Source organism: Olsenella sp. oral taxon 807, assembly GCF_001189515.2.
Taxonomy (GTDB): domain Bacteria; phylum Actinomycetota; class Coriobacteriia; order Coriobacteriales; family Atopobiaceae; genus Olsenella_F.
Genome location: NZ_CP012069.2, coordinates 1146988 through 1168562 on the forward strand (window position 1 = coordinate 1146988; position 21575 = coordinate 1168562).

18 protein-coding genes and 1 tRNA gene are annotated in these 21575 nt (G+C 61.9%); 15 read left to right on the forward strand and 4 right to left on the reverse strand.

Annotation, left to right across the window (positions count from 1 at the left end; genetic code table 11):
- Window position 1: 1 nt before the first annotated feature.
- Complete coding sequence (locus ADJ70_RS04900; RefSeq protein WP_050344780.1) at window positions 2-715, forward strand: hypothetical protein; 714 nt, start codon at window positions 2-4, stop codon at window positions 713-715.
- Between the two features lie 1264 nt (window positions 716-1979).
- Here ADJ70_RS04900 and pyk read toward each other — a convergent pair.
- Both pyk and ADJ70_RS04910 read right to left on the reverse strand, forming a co-directional pair.
- Window positions 1980-3422, reverse strand: coding sequence for a pyruvate kinase (pyk, locus tag ADJ70_RS04905; RefSeq protein WP_050344022.1), 1443 nt, complete (start codon window positions 3420-3422; stop codon window positions 1980-1982).
- Between the two features lie 146 nt (window positions 3423-3568).
- Complete coding sequence (locus tag ADJ70_RS04910) at window positions 3569-4576, reverse strand: 2-hydroxyacid dehydrogenase (RefSeq protein ID WP_050344024.1); 1008 nt, start codon at window positions 4574-4576, stop codon at window positions 3569-3571.
- A 462-nt stretch (window positions 4577-5038) separates the two neighbouring features.
- Between ADJ70_RS04910 and ADJ70_RS04915 the strand changes: the two genes are divergently transcribed.
- From ADJ70_RS04915 to ADJ70_RS04980, 14 genes are all read left to right on the forward strand, one after another.
- Entirely contained in the window at window positions 5039-7720 is a 2682-nt protein-coding gene (locus ADJ70_RS04915; protein ID WP_050344026.1) for a cation-translocating P-type ATPase, read from the forward strand.
- An 85-nt stretch (window positions 7721-7805) separates the two neighbouring features.
- Window positions 7806-8927 carry a ribosome small subunit-dependent GTPase A gene (locus ADJ70_RS04920; protein ID WP_253273235.1) on the forward strand — a complete coding sequence of 374 codons (1122 nt, stop codon included), beginning with the start codon at window positions 7806-7808 and terminating at the stop codon, window positions 8925-8927.
- 216 nt (window positions 8928-9143) lie between these two features.
- Window positions 9144-9881: an SAF domain-containing protein gene (locus ADJ70_RS04925; RefSeq protein WP_083443823.1), complete on the forward strand. Its 738-nt coding sequence runs from the start codon at window positions 9144-9146 to the stop codon at window positions 9879-9881.
- Between the two features lie 13 nt (window positions 9882-9894).
- On the forward strand, window positions 9895-11397 hold the full coding sequence (locus ADJ70_RS04930) for a hypothetical protein (protein WP_062393092.1): 1503 nt from the start codon (window positions 9895-9897) through the stop codon (window positions 11395-11397).
- A gap of 2 nt (window positions 11398-11399) precedes the next feature.
- A complete protein-coding gene (locus tag ADJ70_RS04935) occupies window positions 11400-12731 on the forward strand; it encodes a CpaF family protein (protein WP_050344032.1) in 1332 nt (443 codons plus the stop codon).
- Window positions 12710-13639, forward strand: coding sequence for a type II secretion system F family protein (locus tag ADJ70_RS04940; protein WP_050344035.1), 930 nt, complete (start codon window positions 12710-12712; stop codon window positions 13637-13639). The genes ADJ70_RS04935 and ADJ70_RS04940 overlap by 22 nt, the downstream gene beginning before the upstream one ends.
- Window positions 13636-14295: a type II secretion system F family protein gene (locus ADJ70_RS04945; RefSeq protein WP_083443825.1), complete on the forward strand. Its 660-nt coding sequence runs from the start codon at window positions 13636-13638 to the stop codon at window positions 14293-14295. The genes ADJ70_RS04940 and ADJ70_RS04945 overlap by 4 nt, the downstream gene beginning before the upstream one ends.
- A gap of 70 nt (window positions 14296-14365) precedes the next feature.
- A complete protein-coding gene (locus tag ADJ70_RS04950) occupies window positions 14366-14542 on the forward strand; it encodes a Flp family type IVb pilin (protein ID WP_371256195.1) in 177 nt (58 codons plus the stop codon).
- The gene (locus tag ADJ70_RS04955; RefSeq protein ID WP_172674447.1) at window positions 14511-15050 is read left to right on the forward strand and encodes a hypothetical protein; all 540 of its coding nucleotides are present in this window, start codon (window positions 14511-14513) and stop codon (window positions 15048-15050) included. Before ADJ70_RS04950 ends, ADJ70_RS04955 begins: the two co-directional genes overlap by 32 nt.
- Window positions 15028-15240, forward strand: coding sequence for a hypothetical protein (locus ADJ70_RS04960; protein WP_050344041.1), 213 nt, complete (start codon window positions 15028-15030; stop codon window positions 15238-15240). Before ADJ70_RS04955 ends, ADJ70_RS04960 begins: the two co-directional genes overlap by 23 nt.
- Entirely contained in the window at window positions 15209-15739 is a 531-nt protein-coding gene (locus tag ADJ70_RS04965) for a TadE family protein (RefSeq protein ID WP_253273236.1), read from the forward strand. The genes ADJ70_RS04960 and ADJ70_RS04965 overlap by 32 nt, the downstream gene beginning before the upstream one ends.
- Window positions 15711-17768, forward strand: a complete 2058-nt coding sequence (locus ADJ70_RS04970) for a hypothetical protein (RefSeq protein ID WP_050344044.1) — start codon at window positions 15711-15713, stop codon at window positions 17766-17768. Before ADJ70_RS04965 ends, ADJ70_RS04970 begins: the two co-directional genes overlap by 29 nt.
- Before the next feature lie 35 nt (window positions 17769-17803).
- Window positions 17804-18250, forward strand: a complete 447-nt coding sequence (locus ADJ70_RS04975) for a hypothetical protein (protein WP_050344046.1) — start codon at window positions 17804-17806, stop codon at window positions 18248-18250.
- A 151-nt stretch (window positions 18251-18401) separates the two neighbouring features.
- Window positions 18402-19172: an FHA domain-containing protein gene (locus tag ADJ70_RS04980; protein ID WP_050344048.1), complete on the forward strand. Its 771-nt coding sequence runs from the start codon at window positions 18402-18404 to the stop codon at window positions 19170-19172.
- A gap of 120 nt (window positions 19173-19292) precedes the next feature.
- Here the strand turns inward: ADJ70_RS04980 and ADJ70_RS04985 are convergent.
- Together ADJ70_RS04985 and ADJ70_RS04990 are read right to left on the reverse strand one after the other, a co-directional pair.
- Window positions 19293-19368, reverse strand: a tRNA-Phe gene (locus tag ADJ70_RS04985).
- 70 nt (window positions 19369-19438) lie between these two features.
- Window positions 19439-21391: a DUF2207 domain-containing protein gene (locus tag ADJ70_RS04990; RefSeq protein WP_050344050.1), complete on the reverse strand. Its 1953-nt coding sequence runs from the start codon at window positions 21389-21391 to the stop codon at window positions 19439-19441.
- Window positions 21392-21575: the final 184 nt, after the last annotated feature.

Genomic DNA, 21575 nt, shown 5'->3' on the forward strand with positions numbered 1-21575 from the left:
GATGCCGAGCTGGAATGTACATACCGCACATGTCGAGCGACTCTTCTCAGATCGCTCGCCTCAGGCGCTTGGTATTCGCGATGCGAACGCCTTCCTCTTTGGGAACTTCGTGCCCGACATCTATGTGGGGTACATGGTCAGGGAGGTCACGCATACGATTGACTATAGAGATACACATTTCGTGGACCCAAGTTACGTTCCCGAGCCACGCTACTGGGAGTTCTGGGAGCGCTTCGGCCTGCCGAGCGCGGACTCTGAGGGTCGCGTCAGCGACCTCGTCCTTGGCGTCTGGTGTCACCTCGTCGCAGATCATGGCTACAACCATGAGGTCAATGCCTTCATCAAGCGCAATGGCGTGCAGAGCGGCGAGAAGACGCGCGTCCGCAAGCAGGGGGACTTTGACCTCTTTGGCCGTACGCTCGACATTTCGCTCGAGTGTCAGGTGACCGCTGCCCTCATCGAGCAGGCTGCGACCTTTCCCCAGTACGCGATCGCCGAGGCGGATGCCCGCGCTGCCGTCGCGGCAGCTGACGCCATCGTGAGGGACAACGCCGCCCACCATATCGATCAGCCGCCAGCGTACAGCCTGCTGCCGTCCTCGTTCTTTGCCGAGACCTTCGACCTCGTTAGCGTACGTCTCAAGTCAGGCCTTGAGGCCTACGCGCGAGAGGGGGCAGGTGCCCCCATCCTCACTGACGCCCACCTAGATTCGTGAGGCACTCGTGAGGCCGGGTGCGCACACAGCTTAAACATGCGCATACAGCTTAAAAGTGTGCACACTGCTTAAGCATCTTAAACAGTTTAAAGCGTCCGATGTGGACGGGCGACAACCCCAGAATGCGCCTTTCCGTGAGGCCGCCGGCGCAGAATGCGCTTTTCCGTAGAATGCGCCTTTCCTCGCCTGGGCAAACGTGGCGCCGCCTCACGGAAAAGCGCATTCTGCCCAAGTTTCTCACCAAAAAGCGCACTCTGCCACCTGCGCCTCACGGAAAGACGCACTCTGGCCTGATCGACTCACGGAAAAGCGCACTCTGCGATCCCCAGGTCGCGCAGACTGCGCCTTTCCGTCACGCTGCGGCGCCCGGGAGGTGTGGAGCAACCCCCCCCCGCCAGGCTGCGGGGCACTATGGAAAATGCCTCAACTGGGCAAATGCGCTCGAGCAACCACCCGCCAGCTTGCGGGGCGGGTTGCGCGAGGGTCCGCAGATCTCGGTTCGGAGTCTAACCTCACGGAAAGGCGCACTCTGCCCAACCGGTGGGCTCCAGAATGCTTTTCCGTCACGACGCGACCGCAGAATGCGCCTTTCCGTGAGGGCGCCGGCGCAGAATGCGCTTTTCCGTAGAGTGCGCTTTTCCTCACCTAGGCAAACGTGGCGCCACCTCACGGAAAAGCGCACTCTGGTCCAGACGCCTCACGGAAAGACGCACTCTGGCCTGATCGACTCACGCAAAGGCGCACTCCGCGATCCCCAGATCGCGCAGACTGCGCCTTTCCGTGACGTCGCGGCGCCCGGGAGGCGTGGGGCAACCCCCCGCCAGGCTGCGGGGCACTATGGAGAATGGCTCAACTGGGCAAATGCGCTCGAGCAACCCCTCGCCAGCCTGCGGGGCGGCTTGCGCGGGGGCCCGCAGATCTCGGTTCGGAGTCTAACCTCACGGAAAAGCGCATTCTGCCCAAGCTTCTTACCAAAAGGCGCACTCTGTAGCCTACGCCTCACGGAAAAGCGCACTCTGCGTATGTTGGCGTACGCCTAAAGACTCGCGTCCTTGCGAAGTGAGTGATTCACACACTTCGCGAGAGCGTTGTGAGTGATTCACACACTTCTAGAGTACTTTCAACAAGTCGCTGAACTGCGCATATGTAATTTTATTGACTCGATACACGACAGATTCCGGCAAAAAATCACTCACTTCGCGTGATCCTATCGCACGATCCTGCGCGCACACGAGCCGTCCACGTCAGTTCCTGACGAACCCTACTACTGAATCTGGGACACCATCGTCATGTTGGTCGAGGTGATGTAGTCTCCCTGTGAGGGTGAGGTCTGCGGGTCGCCGGCGGTGATGACCACGAGGTCGCCAGTTTTGACCAGGCCATGCTCCTTGGCGACGGTCAGTGCGTTATAGCAGGTTGCGGAGAGGGACCCCTGCTCCGTAGTCTTGTACGCCCGGACGCCCCACTGGAAGCAGGTCTTGCGGATGGCGTGGTTCGAGGGAGACATCGCATATATCGGCAGCTTCGGACGGAAATTGGAGATCAGGCGGGCAGTACGGCCCGAGTGAGTCGGGCAGATAATGCACGTAGCGTCCACGCGGTTCGATATCTCGACGGCTGCCGCACCGATGGCAGAGTTCACATTCTTGATACCGCCACGGTCGTGGTAGTCTCGGCTCTGGGTGAGGTATCTCTCGGTGTCCTCGGCGATGGAGGCCATCATCTTGACGGCCTCGACGGGATACTTGCCTGCTGCGGTCTCGCCAGAGAGCATGATGCAGTCGGTTCCATCGTAGATGGCGTTGGCGACGTCGGCGACCTCGGCACGGGTTGGGCGCGGATTGTGGATCATGGAGTCGAGCATCTGTGTGGCCGTAATGACGGGCTTATAGTTAATATTGCACTTTCTGATAATGGTCTTCTGGATGTGAGGGACCTCTGCAGGTGGGATCTCAACGCCCAAGTCACCGCGAGCGACCATGATGCCGTCGGAGTGCTCCAGGATCTCGTCGAAGTTCTTGACGCCCATGGCGCTCTCGATCTTGGGCAGGATGTAGACGCTGCGCATGCCGCTCTCAGCGCAGAGATGGCGAATCTCATCGACGGCTGCGCCGTTGCGGATGAAGGACGCGGCGATCGCGTCGATGCCCAGCTCGCAACCAAACATGATGTCAGCCTTGTCCTGCTCGGTGACGGAGGGCAGGCTGATCTCAACGTTAGGGATGTTGACACCCTTCTTCTCGCCGAGCTCGCCACCGTTGATGATGTTGCAGTGCATGTCGTTGCCTTCGACATGGTCGACCTCAAGGCCAATGAGCCCATCGTCGATCAGCAGGATCGAGCCCTTCTCGACCTCCTGGGGCAGGAGCTTGTAGTCAAGGGAGAAACGCTCGGCCGTGCCTGCCACGCCGTCGTCTGTCGTGACGACTGTCTTTGCCCCGGTCTCAAGCGTGACCTTCTGGTGGTTCAAAAGCTCGCCGGTCCTGACCTCGGGACCCTTGGTATCGAGCATGATGGCGACGGGCAATGCGAGCTCGGCAGAGATGCGGCGCACGCGCTCGATATTGTTGCGGTGGTAGTCATGGCTGCCATGGCTGAAGTTGAAGCGGGCGACGTTCATACCGCCCTCGATGAGACCCCTCAGGACCTCGTCACTCTCGGTGGCGGGTCCCATTGTGCAAACGATCTTGGTCCTCTTGTTAGTCATGGTCGAGGACTCCTCTCTACTCTTTGAAATGGCTGGCCCGAAGACCAGCCAGGTGATGTCAAAGCTCTGTTGTCACTGGTCGCATGGCTCTCGTTGGCTGTGTGCCACGCGTATGCCTACACTCTATGCCCACAAGTGTCATTTGTCTAGCAGACGACGCTGCGCTCGATGAAATCCTTGCCGTTTGCATATGCCTCGGCGTTGTCCAGCGTGATACGGGCAATCTGACCGAGCGCCTCATGGGTGAAGAACGCTTGGTGAGAGGTCATGACGACGTTGGGGAAGGAGCAGAGGCGCGCCGTGATGGAGGATCCCAGGATCTGGTTCTCGCGATCCTGATAGACGTTGGCGTTCTCCTCCTCGTAGACGTCGAGGCCCACGGCACCGATCTTGCCCGACCTGATACCCCGGATGAGGGCGTTGGAGTCTACGAGGGCGCCGCGCGCGCTGTTGACGAGAATCACGCCGTCCTTCATCTTTGCGATTGACTCGTCGTCGATCAGGTGGTAGCTCTCCTTGTTGAGGAAAGCGTGCAGACTGATGAGGTCGGAGTTGGCATACAGGGTGTCGTAGTCCACGTACTCGTCCACGACATGCTCCTCGTCGACGAGCTTTTGGTTGGGGTACAGGTCAGAGCCCAGGACCTTCATGCCAAAGCCCTTGCAGATGCGGCAGAGCGCGGCGCCTATGCGGCCTGTGCCAAGAATGCCTGCGGTCTTGCCGTGCAGGGTGACGCCCACGAGGCCCTCGAGCGAGAAGTCGTTCTCGCGGACGCGGATGTAACCCTTGTGGATGCGGCGATTGGCGCACAGGGCCAGACCCATCGCATGCTCGGCGATAGCCTCGGGCGAGTAGGCCGGGACGCGGGTGACCCTCATGCCGACGGACTTGGCAAAGTCGACGTTGACGGCGTCGAAGCCAGCGCAGCGCATGAGAACGAGCTCGACGCCTAGGCCGCGCAGGACCTCGAGGGTCATGGCGGAGATGTCAGAGTTCACAAAGCCGCAGACGGCCTTGTATCCCTGCGCGAGGGTCGCGGTGAGCGGGGTGAGGTTTGTCTCGGTAAAGTTAACCTGGAGGTCAGGGTAGTCCTTGAGCTCCTTCTCGAACGAGATCTTGTCATAGCTCTTTGTGCCGAAAACGAGGATCTTCATGAGACGTCCCTCCAAAAAGACGTTGACGTATGACACGCTTAACTGCATTCTAGCGCAGGCATGAGGGGTCGGAGTCGCTTTTTTGGGTAGGCGTCTCGTATTTCGTGCCGGACGGCCGCGCTCTCCCGTTCTCCTTCCTGAGGTGGCGCATGGTGTGGGTCTGCAGGAGGGCTTGGTCGAGCGCCTCACGAATCGCAACGCTCCCCGACGTGACGACGATGGCGTTGAGGCCCGCTGGAGGGCTCGACCGTGCTGACCGGGCGAAGCGGCTGTGATTTCGTACGGGGCGCGGTGCGAGCGCGGGCGTAAATCCGATACTATAGCAGGAGCGTTATGCAGCGCGCCCGGCACGGCAGCCTTGGTAGGCCCTCGCCCCTCCTGGGGACACGTACGTGGGCATCAATCTGTCGGGCGTGACGAGACTCTATGGCGGCAACCCAGCCGCACGGCCCAGGAGGGAAGATGAGAGAGTATCTGATACCAGCTGATGACGTACTCAAGGAGTGCGGAAGCGACGGTGCGCGAGGTCTCGACGTGGCCGTCTTCGAGGAACGTCTTGAGCAAAATGGTCCGAACAGGCTTAAGGAGGCCGAGAGGACCCCGCTCTGGATTCGCTTCTTCCAGCAGATGGCCGACCCCATGGTGATCATGCTGATCGTGGCTGCGGTCATCTCGGCCGTGACGAGTATCGCCCAGGGCGAGGCGGACTTCGCTGATGTGATCATCATCATGTTCGTTGTCGTGCTGAACTCGATCCTCGGCGTCGTTCAGGAGGAGAAGTCCGAGGAGGCGCTCGCGGCGCTGCAGGAGATGGCTGCGGCAACGAGCAAGGTCATCAGAGGCGGCGAGCAGCTCAGTGTGCCTTCCTCCGAGATTGTCGTGGGAGACATCGTGGTCCTTGAGGCCGGTGACTCCGTGCCTGCTGACTGTCGCATCCTTGAGAGTGCGAGCATGAAGGTCGAGGAGGCGGCCCTCACCGGCGAGTCAGTGCCTGTGACCAAGCGTGCCGACGTGATCGAGCTCACCGAGGGGGCAGACGACGTTCCCCTCGGCGATCGCAAGAACATGTGTTACATGGGCTCCACCGTCGTCTTTGGCCGTGGCCGCGCCGTCGTGGTCGCCTGCGGCATGGATACCGAGATGGGCAAGATCGCCGACGCCATCTCGCGGACCGAAGACGAGCAGACACCGCTTCAGGTCAAGCTCGACGAGCTCTCGAAGGCGATGACCATCCTGGTCATCGCCATCTCCGTGGTCATCTTCCTCACGGGCTTCATCAAGTACGGCCTCGGCTTCCTCTCCAACGTTAGCCACGTGCTTGACACCTTCATGATCGCCGTGTCGGTCGCCGTCGCAGCCATTCCGGAGGGCCTCGTTGCGGTCGTGACGATCGTGCTCTCCATGGGCGTCACCAAGATGAGCCAGCGCCACGCCATCATCCGCAAGCTCTCGGCCGTGGAGACGCTAGGATGTACGCAGATCATCTGCTCGGACAAGACGGGCACGCTCACGCAGAACAAGATGACCGTCGTCGAGCACGCGACCGAGAACCTCAGCGCCCACGTGCGCAGCATGGCTCTTGCCTCCGACGCGAAGTGGGACGCCGCAGATGGCGTTGCGAAGGGTGAGCCCACCGAGGCCGCCCTCGTCACCGATGCCGCCAAGATGGGCTTCACCACGGCCCACCTCGACGAGAGCCGCCCGCGCATAGGCGAGGCGCCCTTTGACTCCACACGCAAGATGATGTCTGTCGTCGTGCGCGGCAAGGGTTCGGTCATGCAGCATACCAAGGGTGGCCCCGACGTCGTGCTCGCGCGCTGCACCACCTACCTCTCGGAGACCGGCATCGTCCCCATGACCGATGAGCTGCGCTCGGAGATCATGGAGCAGAACAAGGCCATGGCCGACAAGGCGCTGCGCGTCATGGCCTCCGCACGCCGTGACTGGGGAGCAAGCGGCCCTGAGAGCTATGATCCCTCCTACCTCGAGCACGACCTCACCTTCGTGGGCCTCTCGGGCATGATCGATCCCGTCCGCCCCGAGGTGAGGGCGGCCGTCGAGGAGGCCCACTCAGCCGGTATCCGCGTCGTCATGATCACGGGTGATCATATCGACACCGCTGTCGCCATCGCCAGAGAGCTCGGCATCATCGAGCGTAGGAGTCAGGCCATCACCGGTGCGGAGCTTGACCGGGTCTCTGACGAGGAGCTGGCAGACACGATCGGCGACTACGGCGTCTATGCCCGCGTTCAGCCCGAGCATAAGGTCCGCATCGTTGACGCGTGGAAGGCTCAGGGTAAGGTCGTCGGCATGACGGGCGACGGTGTGAACGATGCGCCCTCGATCAAGCGGGCGGACATCGGCATTGGCATGGGCATCACAGGCACCGACGTCACCAAGAACGTCGCCGACATGGTGCTCGCCGACGACAACTTCGCCACCATCATTGGCGCGGTCGAAGAGGGCAGGCGCATCTACGACAACATTCGCAAGTGCATACAGTTTCTGCTCTCCTCCAACCTCGCCGAGGTCATCTCGGTCTTCGTCGCATCCCTCGTCGGCTTTACGATACTGGAGCCCACACACCTGCTCTGGATCAACCTCATCACCGACTCGCTGCCCGCGCTCGCGATGGCCACGGAGGCCGCCGAACCCAACATCATGGGGCGCAAGCCCCGCGACGCGAAGGATGGCATCTTCTCGGGCGGCCTTGGCGTTGACACACTGGTACAGGGGGTCGTGATCTCGGTGCTCACCTTGGTCAGCTACTTCATCGGGCATTGGTACGAGTACCATACCCTTGACATCGGCCAGGTCCTGCAGGATCCATCGGCTGGCGTGAAGGGCATGACGATGGCCTTCCTGACGCTCTCCATGGTCGAGATGTTCCACTCGCTCAACATGCGCAGTCGCCGCGCGTCACTCTTTACGCTCAAGGGACAGAACAAGTGGCTGTGGGGCGCCTTCGTCGTGGCGCTGCTTCTGACCTACCTAGCCATCGAGACACCCCTTTCCGTCGCGTTCCACTTCGCTGAGATAGACCTCACGCTATATGGCATCGCCATGGGCCTTGCCCTCCTCATCATTCCTATCGTCGAGATCGAGAAGGCCGTCATGCGCGCCATTGACAGGGGCAGGGAGTAGAAGGGCAGGGGGCCTCGTGTCCAAGCGCAAGCGCAGCGCTACGGGTGGGAGACGCCAGGGCCCCGGTGGGACCAGGGATGTTCTGTTGGCGCTTCCATCCCTGCGTGACCTGCCCGTCTGGGGCGACCTCTCTCCCAGCGAGAGGCAGCGCGCCGACTTCACGAGGATGCGCGAGACCCTCGCCTCGACAGGGGACGTGAAGCGAGAGGAGCTCTTCCTCGGCTGTGTCGTCTGTCTTGACAGGGGCTTTCCCGCTGTCCTCTTCGAGGGTGGGGTCGTGCGCGCCGAGTTTGCAGCGCAGCTCACCAAGAGTGGCTTCTCGCGCATCGCCGTTGGCGACTGGGTGTGTTTGCGCATCGTCCCAGAGCATGAGGTGGCACAGGCGGTGGGCATCGTATTGAGGGAGAACGACATCGCCAGATGGCGCGGTGGCTCGCGTGGCGAGAGGCAGACCCTTGCCGCTAACGTCGACTTGGTGCTCGTCGTGCAACCTTTGGGTGGCGGCGATGGCGGCGCGGGCCTTGCTCGCATCGCCCGCTCGGCGCTTGTCGCCGCAAACTGTCACGCACGCATTGCGGTCGTGCTCACCAAGGCCGATCGCCTCGACGTGGAAGGGGTCGTCCGTGCGGTCGCAGGGGTGCGGGAGCTCTTGGGAGACGGCGTGCCCGTGGTGGCGACGTCAGCTGCCGACGTCGCCCGTGAGTGCGAGTCACGTGGCGAGGCGGTGCGGGCGCTCGGAGCTTCCTGGGGCCTCGATGGCGTTCGTGAGCTGGTGCCCAAGGGGACGGTGTCCATCGTGTTGGGCGAGTCCGGTGCGGGGAAGTCGACGGTCCTGAACAGGATCCTTGGGTATGACGTCCTCAAGACGGGGGCGGTGCGTGACCGTGACGGGGCCGGTCGCCACACCACGGTGGCGAGGCGCATGGTACGCCTGCCGGGCGGTGGCGTCATCGTGGATGAGCCGGGGCTCAGGAGCCTGCCACTCGTCGGCCACGAGCGTGGGTTGGCAGCTCTCTTTCCCGAGGTGGCCCGCGTTGCCCAAGAGTGCCGCTTTCGTGACTGCACGCACACGCATGAGCCGGGATGCGCCGTGCGCCGTGCGCTTTTTGACAAAACGTGCGAAAAGGCGAGGGTTGATGCGTGGGTCGCGCTCGCCGCAGAGATGAGGACGGGCGCTAGCTCGCTCGATCCCGACGTGGTGTTGTGATTTTTTCCCTACCCCTTGAATGTTGATGGCGCTCCGAGCTGCGGCGGGGCGCCTTTTTGTTAGGCAAGCGCTATCTGCGGGCCAGTCGCCGGCAAGCAAGAAAAAGAATCTGGGCAGTTCAGAGGCCCATTCTCCCCGACAATCCTATCAAGCGCAGGAGTTCCTCACACAGAGGGGGCCGCGCGGGAGGGTGGAGCCCATGACGAGGGGAGAGGGATGACGCTCAGGTTCAGGCTCATATTCGCGACGGCATGCGCCGTTCTCGCGATCATGTTGGGAGCGGCGTACTCGGACAAGGTCAAGGCAGACGTGGAGCGGCAAAGGAGTGACGCCATCGCCCGCTATGGAGGCGAGGTCGTGGGCGTCGTCGTCACCAAAGACGGTCTCAGGCCGGGTGACGTGGTCGAGGCCTCCGACGTTGGTATGCGTGACTGGGTAGCCGAGCTCGTTCCCGAGGGAGCACTCACGGGACTCAACGACGCCGTGGGCAGGGAGGTCACCTGTCCAGTGGCACGAAACTCCATCATGACCCAGACCTGCTTCGAGAGTGAGTCGGAACTTGCCGAGGTCCCTGCGGGGTTCGTGGGTGTGAGCATTCCCTTCTCCGACAAGCTGGGCGTCTCCCGCAACGTCGCGAGGGGCGCGAAGCTCATTGCCTACGCGGTCGATAAGGACGGCTCGAAGCAGATCGGCACGGGGATAGAGGTGCTCTCCAGCTCGGCTGCGACTGCGAGTGCCACATCTGCCGCCCAGATCGTGGTGGCAGTCAGGGCGTCCGATGTCGAGAGGGTGCTCTCTGCCAGCAACATCGGCACCCTCAAGTTCGTCGTCCCCGCAGATGACGTGGATGCCAAGGACGTGGGCGCAGGACCCAACGCGGGTGCACCTCCCCAGGCTCCACAGGCCGTGGTGGGTGAGGGAGGGGCTGCTGCCCCCGAGGCAGGGACGCCGTAAGGATGCAAGCGTGATGGGACGCAGGACAGGGATGGGAAAGACAATGGGCGAGAACATAAACGGTACGTGTGACCTGTGGTTGGGCTATACGAGCAAGAGGACGCGTAGGGACTTGATTAGGGCGCTGAGGTTGGTCGCACCTCATGCTTCGCTGAGTTTCTTGGGCAGTGCGAAAGAACTGCGTGACGCCTTTCTGGACGAGGAACCAGGCACGGTTGGCGCGATGGTCGGTCTCAGTGAGCGAGGCGTCTCGGACGTGAACCTTGCGGCGGCCATCGCGAGGGACGGTCGAGCGGCACAGGTCGCCCTCGTGTCGAGAGGTGCATCAGGATCGCTCAGGTCTCGTGCCGCGCGTGCCGGTGTCACCCAGGTCATCGACATACAGGATGCATCCCTTCCATCTTACGGCCCCTCCCAGGGCTTGGGACAATCTGCTGAAGTGACCAGGGAGAAAAACGAACAGGTCGAGGGTCAAACACGTAGGCAGGGGAGGGGACGACAAACAAGGCGAAAGCCGAAGGCCCTTGCTGCGGCATCGAGCCCTGCAGGGAAGCATGCGCAGGGATCAGTCCGTGTGACAGCTGATGCCGGAGTGCCTGTGGCTGATACCTCTGCGGCGGGGGCCGCCTCTGTTGATGACGTCCAAAACGCCGAGGGGAGAGCCGCTTGCGAGGACGATCTCGCCACTCATGATGACACGTCACCTCTCATCACCTTTGTCTCGGGTCGCGGGGGCGTCGGCAAGACGACGCTCGTCGCCACCTGTGCCGTGCGAGCAGCCTCCTGGGGCATGAGCGTCGCTGTCGTGGACCTCGACCTCTCATGCGGCAACCTTTTCTCCTGCTTCGGGGCATCGCACGGCGTGGACCTCACTCGGCTCGCACAAGAGGGCATGACGGCGGAGCGTATGGGCAGGTCGAGCATACGGCTCGCAAAAAACGTACTCCTCTGGGGTCCCTGCGAGAGGCCCGAGGACGCCGAGGTCTTCATGCCACATGTGGGAGAGCTCCTCGACTATCTGCAGAGTCGCTTCGGGTTGGTGCTGGTGGACAGCTCAACGACATTCAACGAGGCCGTGGCGCGCGCCGCCCAGGCGGCGGACCGCCTTGTGCTCGTGAGCGGTCAGGAGGCGGGTGCCCTCGCGTCGCTCGCAAGGACAAGTGCTCTGGCTGTGCGCTTGGGCGTGGCGCGGACGCGCATCGTGCGTGTCGAGAGCTCAGCAAACCTCAGGGTCACGCCGCCCGCGCTACTCGGAAGGGCCGAGATCGGTCTCGAGGGGGCACGGCTCTTCAGGGTCGCGGACGGTGGAGATGACGTGCGGGACCTGATCGGATCAGGCGCGGTCGCGTCGCTCGCGCTGGAGGAGGGGGAGTTTAGCGACTCAACTGGGTTGTTTCTGGCTCAACTCCTCTCGGAGTTGGGGAGGCTTCCGGACTCGGATGCGGCACGACAAGATCTGCAGGCCAAGGTGGGCCGCAAGAGATTCTCTCTCTTCGGACTCAGGAAGGAGGCGTAGCGGTGTCGTTGCTGGAACTGGTCAGGGAGCAGGAGTCGCAGGTTGAGGGCGGCACCATGGTCGCTCTGCGCAGGCCTTCTGAGGAGGATGTGACCGAGCGCCTCAAGGGCGATCTCGTTGAGCGCCTCGGTCTTGGCGTGGTCGCTCAATTCGCTGCGGGTTCTGACATCTCGCGTGCCCGCAGAGAACTGTCTGTGACCTGCCGCGCGATCCTCAATACGGCTGCCTATGCCGACGTTGCCCTCGATGACAGGGAGAGGCTGGTCAGGAGGACTCTCGATGACATATGTGGTCTCGGTCCTTTGCAAGAGCTCCTCGAGGACGAGGAGGTAAGCGAGGTCGTGGTCAACGGCACACGTGGTCTCTTCTTCGAGAAGCACGGGCGCCTACAGGCGGCACAGGCGGTGTTCGAGTCGGACGAGCAGATCCTCATGATCATCGACCGCATACTCGCTCCTCTGGGTCGGCGCCTCGACAGGGCGAGTCCCATCGTGAACGCTCGCCTCGCGAACGGGGATCGCGTGAACGCGGTGGCGGCGCCGGTCTCGGTGGACGGGCCAGCGGTGACCATCCGTAAGTTCTCGAACCGCATCTCATCCTTGGAGAGACTCGTAAGCCTTGGGTCGCTTCCCGAGTGGTATGCCCGGCTCCTCTCGCTCGCCGTGCGGATGCGCGAGGACATCGCCGTCGCGGGGGGCACGGGTTCGGGCAAGACGACGCTCTTGAATGCGCTCTCATGCGAGATAGGCCTCGAGGAGCGCATCGTGACCATCGAGGACTCTGCTGAGCTGCGCTTCGACCGGCATCCCGACGTCGTGAGGCTCGAGGCAAGGGACTCCTCCATAGAGGGGACGGGTGAGGTGACCATACGCGATCTCGTCAAGAACGCCCTGCGCATGCGACCCGACCGCATCATCGTCGGGGAATGTCGCTCCGAGGAGACCATCGACATGCTCCAGGCGATGAACACGGGGCACGACGGTTCGCTGACGACGCTCCATGCGGGCACGCCCAAGGAGGCGATCCTGCGCCTTGTGCTCATGGCCCGCTTTGGGATGGACCTTCCGACAGAGGTCATCGAGGCCCAGATCGCGACAGCGCTCGATCTTCTGGTGATGAGCCATCGCATGAGCGACGGTCTGCGCTTCATCGGGTCTCTGAGCGAGGTCAGTCTGGGCGAGGACGATGGTGTGAGGCTCGTTGAATGCGTCCGTTTCGACGAGCTCGAGCGTAACTGGAAGCTCGTCCGTGAGCCTCGGTTTGTGGACGCGGCCCTGAGGGCGGGCATGGTGGGCGAGCAGGAGGTGAGGTCATGGAGGTCCCGTTTTCCATAGGTCTCGGCATGTTGGCGTGGGTGTGCTGCTTTGTTCAGCTTGACGGAGGGGATCGGCAGGTATTCAGTGTCCTGAGGGGACGCCTGCGACTTGCGCGCGAGCTAAACAAGCTGCTGTGGGCGCTTTCCAAGACGGTGCCGGTAGGTCGGCTCCTTACGCTCGACTCCTGGAGGCATGCGTCAGACGCGCTGGCGCGACGGCTCCAGGGCAAGAGCATCCTGCTCGTGCGCGAGCAGGCCTGCGCCCTGATCTTGCTGGTTGCGATGCTTCTGATGCTCATGCTTCACAGCGTGGTCGCCACGCTTGTCATCGCGACCACTCTTGGTGTCGGCATCCCGGCTTGGCATGCGTCTTGCCTGCGTCGAGACGGACAGGACCTTCTGCGAGAGATGCCCAACGTATTCCGCACGCTCGCCATGGCCTTAGGTTCCGGAGAGACGCTCTCTCAGGCCATCGGCTACGCGGGGACGCACGCGGGCGGCGTCGCGGGCGCCGCGTTCTCGCGGGCGAGCCTGCGCTTGAGCTGCGGGGCATCAGTGAGCGAGGCGATCGACAGGCTCTGCGAGGAGCTCGATGCCCCGGGTGTTGGGCTGCTCTGCACGGCGCTCGTCATATCTCAGCGTACGGGCAGTCCCCTCAAGGGTCTCCTCGAGCACTCGGCACGTCTGATCGAGCGGCAGAGCGAGTTCGAACGCATGCTCGCGGTGAAGACGGCGCAGGTAAGGCTCTCGGTACGTGTCGTCTCTGCCATACCTGCCCTCCTTGTCGTGGGGCTGTCGGCGCTCTCGGTTGACTTCAGGAACGGGATCATGACACCTGCGGGAACGTTCAGCCTGGTTGTGGCGACGATCTTGGATGTGCTTGCGATGGCGATCATCAAACGGCAGATGGGAGGAATTCTCGAATGAGAGATCTTACAGCTCTCTTTGTGCTCTCGCTCGGCGTTGTGGCCTGGCTTGCCTCGTTCGTCCTCGTCGCATTGGGTCGATCTGGCTCGCCTCCGTCTTCTGCAGCGAGCACCTCCTTCAGGGAGGCGCTGGAGGCCGTCTGCGCCGAGCTGCGAAGCCTGCCGCTTTTGAGGGACCTGAGCGCACAGTCCGCGCGGCGCACGAGACGCACGTGCCTCCTGCGTGAGCTGCCGCAGCTTCTTGACATCGTGATGCTGGGGCTTCTCTCGGGTCTCTCGTTTGATGCCTCGCTCGAGCTCTACTGCGGACGCTTCGAGACCCAGACCGCAGCGCTCTTCAGGGAGGCACTGACGAGCTGGCGCATGGGCATGTGCAGTCGCGAGAAGGCGCTTGCGGACATGGCGGAGGAGTTTGACGTCGACGCGCTCAGGCGCTTCTCGTCGGCGGTCTCCCAGGCCCTGCACTTTGGCGCTCCGCTTGCGCTCGTCCTCGAGAGACAGGCTGACGTGATCAGGCAAGAGCAGCGCAGCGACGTCGAGGAGGAGATAGAAAAAACACCTGTACGCATGATGGTCCCCTTAGGGACGATGGTCGTGCCGGCGATGCTCTTGGCGATTCTGGGACCACTTTTGGGAGCTTCCGTCAGGTTGGGGTAGTCAGGTGCCGGCGTGTTGCCGGACGAGGAGGAAAGGAGAAGGGAAGATGGGCATGAGGCTGCAAGAGGTCATGGACTGGGTGCTTGGCATCATGGTCCTGGGGAGGAGCGAGCGCGGTCAGGGAACGACGGAGTACGCGATTCTCGTCGGTGTCCTCGTCGTGATCGCGGTACTCTCCATCATCGCCTTCAGGGGCAAGATTCAGGAGTTGTGGGATGCGATTGCAGATGGCATCGGATCACTCTAGGCGTATGGTGCGCCATCGCCATCTGGGTGGGAAGAGCCACGGTCGCGCTGCGGAGCGCGCGTTGGTTGCCCTCTCTCTTGTCGTGCTCCTCGTCTCGACTTGGGGGGTGAGCGGTCGTTCGACTGAAAGCCGTGGCCTTCCACCGGTGTCGTTGCCGTCTGCGTCCTTTGAGGGCGGAAATGCCAGTTGCCTGAGCGAGGGGGTGTCCTTTTCAGGTGACGTGACCCCAGGAGGGGACGGGACAAGAAGCTGGGAGAGCGAGCGGCCGCTCACCGAGGAGGCGCAAACAATACTTGTCGGCTATCGGCAGAGGAAAGACTGCGTACTTGTGCGTGCGGGCTACGTCGATCTTGTTGGGCAGGCCTGGAGTTGTGTCATTCAGGGGGATGGCTGGGTGGACATCTGCGTGGTGCGGGAGACGGACGTGGGGAGTTCAAAGGTGAGCGTGAGTAGGATCGAGAATTCGATGTGGGAGGAGAGTCTGAATGCTGAGGGAGCGTATGGGTAGGGAGAGCGGACAGGCTACGGTCGAGTACGGACTGGTACTTTTTGCCTTTCTGACTTTGATCGTGGCGCTTGGTGTGCTGTGGCACTGGACGGCTGGTGGGGAACTGCTTGCGGGAGCAGTCAGGGCGGCTTCACACAGCTGGGGAGAGGGTGGGGCTCTTGGCATGTCTCAGGACGTCCTTCTGTACTAACTGCTGTGGTAACCAACGTTGCACCCTTTGCCCGCTCCATCTATCGGAGCATGGGCAGGCGAGCGTCGAGGCTGCATTCCTGCTTCCGGCGACCATGCTCCTCTTGGCCCTGCTCATTGAGCCCGCTTGTATGGGATATACCCTTGCCGTGATGCGTGCGAGTGCGGCCGAGACGGCGCGGGTCGCGGCCACCGACTATGACGGGGACTTTGCCGACTGCGCCGACTTTGCGAAGAGGAGGCTCAGGGCCATCCCGGAGGTCTCGATCTTTCACGTGGGTGGTGAGGACGACTGGGAGATCCAGATTGTCCGTGACGAGCGGAGCGTGCACGTGAGCATACGAGGGCACGTCCGTCCCCTGCCGCTTGTGGGGGTGCTCGCCTCGGCGTTTAGGAGTGCGGATGGGCGAGGTGTGATCCTTGAGGCGAACTTTTCCGAGAAGGTGCGTGCAGATTGGGTCGGAGGTACCTATGATACTTGGCAGGAGATGTGGGGCTGACGGACGCGGAGCAGTCCGTATTTTCTCCGGGATTTCCACGTTTGTCAGGGATGATGGGGGCTATACCACCATCACGGTGGCCGTAGCCCTGCTCGTGAGCTTGGCGCTGGTGTTCTCAACGGCCTCGGTCGTCTGGACAAGCGAGAGATCCGCAGACGTCCAGACGGTTGCGGACTCTGCGGCGATGTCGGGTGCGAACGTCGTTGCCGCCTATTCGACCATCGCTCAGGTTCTCGATGCCTGCGTGCTCAGCATGGGGATCCTTGGGACGTCAATCTTGGGTGCGGGCATGGTTCTGGCGGCCATTCCCGTTGTGCAGGGGATGGCTCCGGAAGTCATCGACGCGGGACGTCAGATACTCTCGGCGCGGAGGGATTTCGCGAAATCTGCGGCCGAGGGTCTCAAGAGGCTCGAGGGGGCGATTCCCGCGCTCGTCGCGGCCAACGCAGCCTCATGCGCCTCTGCCAACTCGAGCGAAGGCGTGAATTACGTTGGGTTTGCCATCCCGCTGCCCATGGAGAGCGAGTCTGAGTTCTTCCAGATCGATGAGGTGGATGACGAGGAGCTGGGTGAGCGTGCCGAAGAGCTCAGGCAGGCGAGCGCCAAGAAGGAAGGGGATGACCGTCGCGCCCGCGACGCCAAGGAGAAGGCTTGGCGGGCCGACACGATCGACAGCCCCTTGTGCATGAGGAGTCGTGCCGAGAAGCTCGCGGGCCTCTCGACCGTTCAAAACCCTCACTATCCCAGCGTGGACGAATGGCACTTCGAGTACGCTCGCGTCCGTGCCCAAAACTACTACCTGAGGCGTTGGCAGACGGAGCCTGCCGCAGGCTCGAGTGCCAAGGAGCTTCAGCGCTCGTGCGCGAGGAAGGTGTTCTATCGCTATGCGTATGAGCACATCTCAAGCGCACGGTGTATAGAGGGCGAGAGCGTCTCAATCGACCTTCCTGATCTTCCCCACACGGCGAAGATGGTCAGGGAATCGTCGCTCTATGTCGATTCGACATGGCCCTGTACCGTCGAGGGCGGTGTCAGGACCCTCCACTGCTCTCCCACCTGTCCCGGTGCGAGAGGTCGGGAGGCGGGCAGTGCCTCGTTGTCCGACATCGAGTCAGGAGCGGTCAAGCGCTGCGATGAGTGTGGGATGGACACCGTCGCGATGGGAAACGTCGCGAACGCCTCGACGAACATCAACAACGGCTTCGAACACTACTGGCGCATCGTTGTCGAGGCCTCGCGTGAGTATGAGAGAGCCTGTGAGGACGGGCGAGATGCCGAGCGCGAGATGAAGGAGAAGGCCGATGAGGGCGAGTCGGCCTTTGAGAGGGCTATGGCCCTGCTTGCGGTAAGGAGGCCACGGCTCAGGCCACCTGGTGCCTATGGTTGTGTCGCTATTGTGAGACGAGCCGAGACAAATGTGCCCGAAGGACTCGTGGGGTCCTTCGTTAAGGGTGACACCCGACTTCCGGCGGGTATGGCCATCTCTGCTGCGACGCTGGCTCCAGACGAGGGAACCGACGGACATAATGTGCTCTCAAGCGTGTTTGAGGGTCTTGGCAGGGATGACCGACCCATCGTTATCTCGTTTCTGGGAAACATTACCCAGTTATGGGGGAGGCTGCTTGTGGCCTATGGGTCTGGGCACGAGAGCGTCTCTTCCTCCGTGAGAGAGCTTTTGGGCAGGATCGATGGTGTGGCCGGCAGTCAGTTCGCTTCTGGACTCGGAAGGAGGCTTGGATCGATCGTAGAGGCCGTGGGATTTGAGCCAGCGGACATGAGGCTCAGAAAGCCGGTGCTGGTCAACAGCCAGACGGTCCTTGACAAGGCGGGGCTTTGGCGAGGTAGCGAGGTGAGGGAGCTCGTGGCGTCGCTTCCCGCAGACTCACAGGGTCAAGCGATGATAGGCATCGAGCAGGTACGGCAGAGGTTCGGGGGCAAGGAGCTCACAATTGCCGAGCTACCCGTCCCAGGTACTACCATAAGGATACCGCTCACGGTAAGACTGGAAGACCTCATGGGGGTGGGCTAGTGGTCCGTGCGCCGGCGAGAAAAGACAGCGGTCAGATGACCGTCGAGCTTGCCGTGTTAACCCCCGTGGTCATTGCCGTCGCGCTCATCGTGTTCAACCTGGTGCGCTTCATGAGTCTCTGTGCGAGCTTTGACAGGATCTCGCTCGACGCGGTCGTGGCCCATGGCATCGCCCCGGCTGGTGAGCAGAGTCGTGCTGCGGCAGTCGATGAGGTGAGGGCCTGCATAGAGCAGGCGATGGGAAGCGATCTGATCGAGGTGGAGGTCGTTGCCCATGACGTGGATGCGAGGGCGGATACAAGAGGCGGGCAGGAGCTCAAGTTCCCCGTGTCTCCCCTGTTTACGAGCTTTAGCTGCACGTTGATCTATCACCCCTGGCCACGCATCGGGAGTCTGGCCGGCGTGAGCTTGGGGACACCCGTGACGCTCGTGCACGAGAGAACGCTTGTGGTGGACAGGTTTAGGGCTGGTGTGGTGGTCTGACGTGTCGAGAAGTTGCCTGCGAGCGGTGGGTCGATAGGCGTTGGCCCTGCGGGCTGGGGGCAGACATTGCCTGGGCGTGTGCGACTTGTGGCACCGATGCAGGGCCAGTCCTGCTGCGGCGGCGTCTTGGCGTTTGAGGGAGGAGCTGAGGATGAAGACAGTGTGGAACTATGGGACGGCTGGACAGAGCTGGAGAGAGGAGGATCGACATGACGCCCCCCGCGTATCTGGGGGAAGGCATGCGAGGGGACAGCATCTTGAGGATGGCTCACTGCTTGTTACGTCGAGGGCCCTCGACCTAAGGCACAGCGAGGATGCTGGCAATCATGCAGCTCCTCCCTCCGGACCCGATGAATATGCGCTTGCCAGTCTCAACGGCTGCCAGCACACCAAGACCTGCCCACGCTGTGGGGCGGAACTCTTCATTGACATGGACGTCTGCTACGAGTGTCTCTATGACTTCTCGAGAGAGAAGTCAAGATCATCCGAAGCGTCTGCTGCTGGCGGCATGGACGAACCTGGGCGGCCAGTCGTATGGAACCAGGGCACCTGCCCGTTTGCCTTGGAGCTTTCAGCTGATCAGACGATTGGTCTGCCGGAAGATGGCCCTGGAGCCAAGACCCCAAAGGTTCCGAGCCTCAGGGTCCGTTGCGCCGACATGGACGTGACGATTCCCCTTGGCCCAGGTGGTTTGCTCGTGGGCCGCTCACCCGATTGCGATGTGGTGCTCCACTCGGTGGCTGTGTCACGCAGACACGTTCGCTTCAGGTATAGGGGCAAACTCGCCGACATCGAGGATCTCGGGGCGACTAATCCCGCCATGCTGCGCGGCCGTGAGGTGTCGGGAACGCAGCCTGTGGCAGTGGGGGAGACCGTGGACGTCTGTGGCGTCCTCTTCACCTTTCTGGCCCCAGCGCTGTAGTGGACACCTGAGTGGGTGTTGGCCTTAGGCGCTGGACAGAGAAGCGTGGTTTCCACCAAAGCTCCGATGGGCACAAAAAAGTCCCACACCCGCATCCGCGAGCGTGGGACCCTCTTCATCTGGTGGCGGGGAAGGGAATCGAACCCCTGACACGGGGATTTTCAGTCCCCTGCTCTACCAACTGAGCTACCCAGCCAAATTACTGAACAAACAGCCTATTTAGAATATCAAAGTCACGGCCAAAGTCAACGTCCTTCTCGGATTCTTTAGAAGGCACCTCCGCCGCCCCCGTCGCCGAAGCCGCCGCCCCCACCGCCGGAGAAGCCGCCGCCCCCACCATCGCCAGAGCTCATGGAGGAGGCAGCGAGGGAGGCTGTGCTCACGCTATGGGCATGGGCGACCGAACCAGAGAATGCGTTGACGGGCATATCCCTCGTGCCCCCATAGTAGTACCAGCCGTAGACCGGCGCGATCCTCGCGTCCTCAAGTATCTGTGGCATCGTAGTCTTGAGCTGCTTTATTACCTCATCTGCCACATCGAGAACCACGGCCATTACAAGGAGCTGGTTCCAGAGGACGACGTCGGTTGGTATAGCCTCGCCGAGGCGCGTGAAGTCTTTGAGCCACCGACGGAGTGCCTTAAGCTTTGCCTGCAGCTCGAGCGCCTCATCCGAGAGGCTGTTTAATTTTGATGCTACAGCGCAGCTCCCCCAGGCTGCCGCAGCGAGCACTGCCACGACGCCGAAGCCTAGCGGTATCGGGACGATCTCGACAATTGTGAAGGCTATCATGGCTATTGCGAGTAGGGTGTTAAGAACCCCCAGACCGATGAGGGCACCCTTGCCCGTGCCCCTTGTGTCATTGAAGAAGCCTCGAGAGATGCAGCTACCCTCTATGACCGACTCCCAGGTCTCATAGGCGCTCGAGTATTGCTCTGCATGCTCCTTTGCGATTGTCTCCATGCGGTTAAAGTAGAGCTCCTGATGGCTTCCCTCGTAAGGCGCGACCTTATCGAAGAGGAAGGTGAGCGTGGCGTAGTCAACTTTCTTCCTTTTCTCAGTCTCTTGGCTGATGTCTTGCTCCGTGCGTGTCAGACGATAATCCTCGTCGGTTCGCTCGCTACCCAAGAATCCCTGCTTAGTGGTCCTCACGAGGTCAAGCTGGACGGCCCCGATGTCCGTAAGGCGCATGAGCGAGGCCGTGAGCTCCTTTCCGTGTGGCTTGCCATTACTCAGGAGGGCGCCCAGCACGGCAGGATGGTCGTCGCTCGGCACGTCACGGAAGTAGTCATCATCGAACTGGGGCTTGTGGGTCCTTTTGTACTTGCCCCAGCGGAACAGAGAGAAGGCTATCGATCCCAATGCTACCAGGCACGCCAATGCCAGGGAGCCATAGCTAAAGACGATGGCCGCCTGTCGCTTGGCGTTTGCCTGGTCTGCCCAGCTCTGCTCCTCGGAGAGAATCGTCTGGAGCTTGCTCATGTTGATTGTCTGCGTGTCTGAGAGCCAGAAGGTGGGGAAGGTGATGCGTGCCTCGGCATACTCAGAACCTCCGACGCCGGGCAAGGTGTAGACGATATCGTTTCCCTTGAAGTTGACGTTGCCGTCGAGGGGCCCATGCCCCCAGGCGCGGACGTTCTCCTCGGCACTGACCATGGCGCCATCGGGTACGGGTAGGTGGATCGTGCAGGTCACGTTCTTGGACTCGACGTCCCAGCCGCTCGAGACGAACTTCCAGTACAGCTCCGAGGTGTCGGTGTAGCGTGCCGCAAGGTTTGTGTCGGTGTATGCGATGAAGAATTGTACCTTCTCGTCGGTGTGCGGCGAGTAGAGCTTGACCTTGATGGCGCCCTTCTCCTGACTTATTGAGTAGGTGTTGGGGCTGCCGGAAGACGACTGCGTGAAAACGGTGAGCCGGCCGTTCTCGATGATGCCGACGGTATCGATGCTTGTCTCGATCTGCCTGCCATCGTAGTCACCTGTGGGAATCTTCCAGTAGATACCGTTGTACGAGCCGTTGAAGTCGAACTCACGCGTCTCGCCCACGCTGAGCGACCCGTCTGTGGCAACCGTGGCATCTATGTCCACGTAATCGATGGAGTAGCTCCTCGCCAGGGCCCGTGACGGAAGCGCAACGAGCGCAAGCGCGGCGATCGATGCGATCACAAGCATTGCGCGAACCCTGTACAGAGTCGTCGATAGTCCCGGGCGTGGCGTCATGGCATGCTCCTTTGAGATGCAAGGCGAGTATCCATGAGAGAATATACCAGAGCTGCTTGGCAAAGGACGTTGGGACTGGCGTGTGGTGGGCCAAGCAGGGATGGGAAGGGTCCGTGGTACGAAAGACGCCCCGGTCGCGAGCGCAAGACCCGTGCTAATGGAACTGGTGTATTCGCGTCTGGGT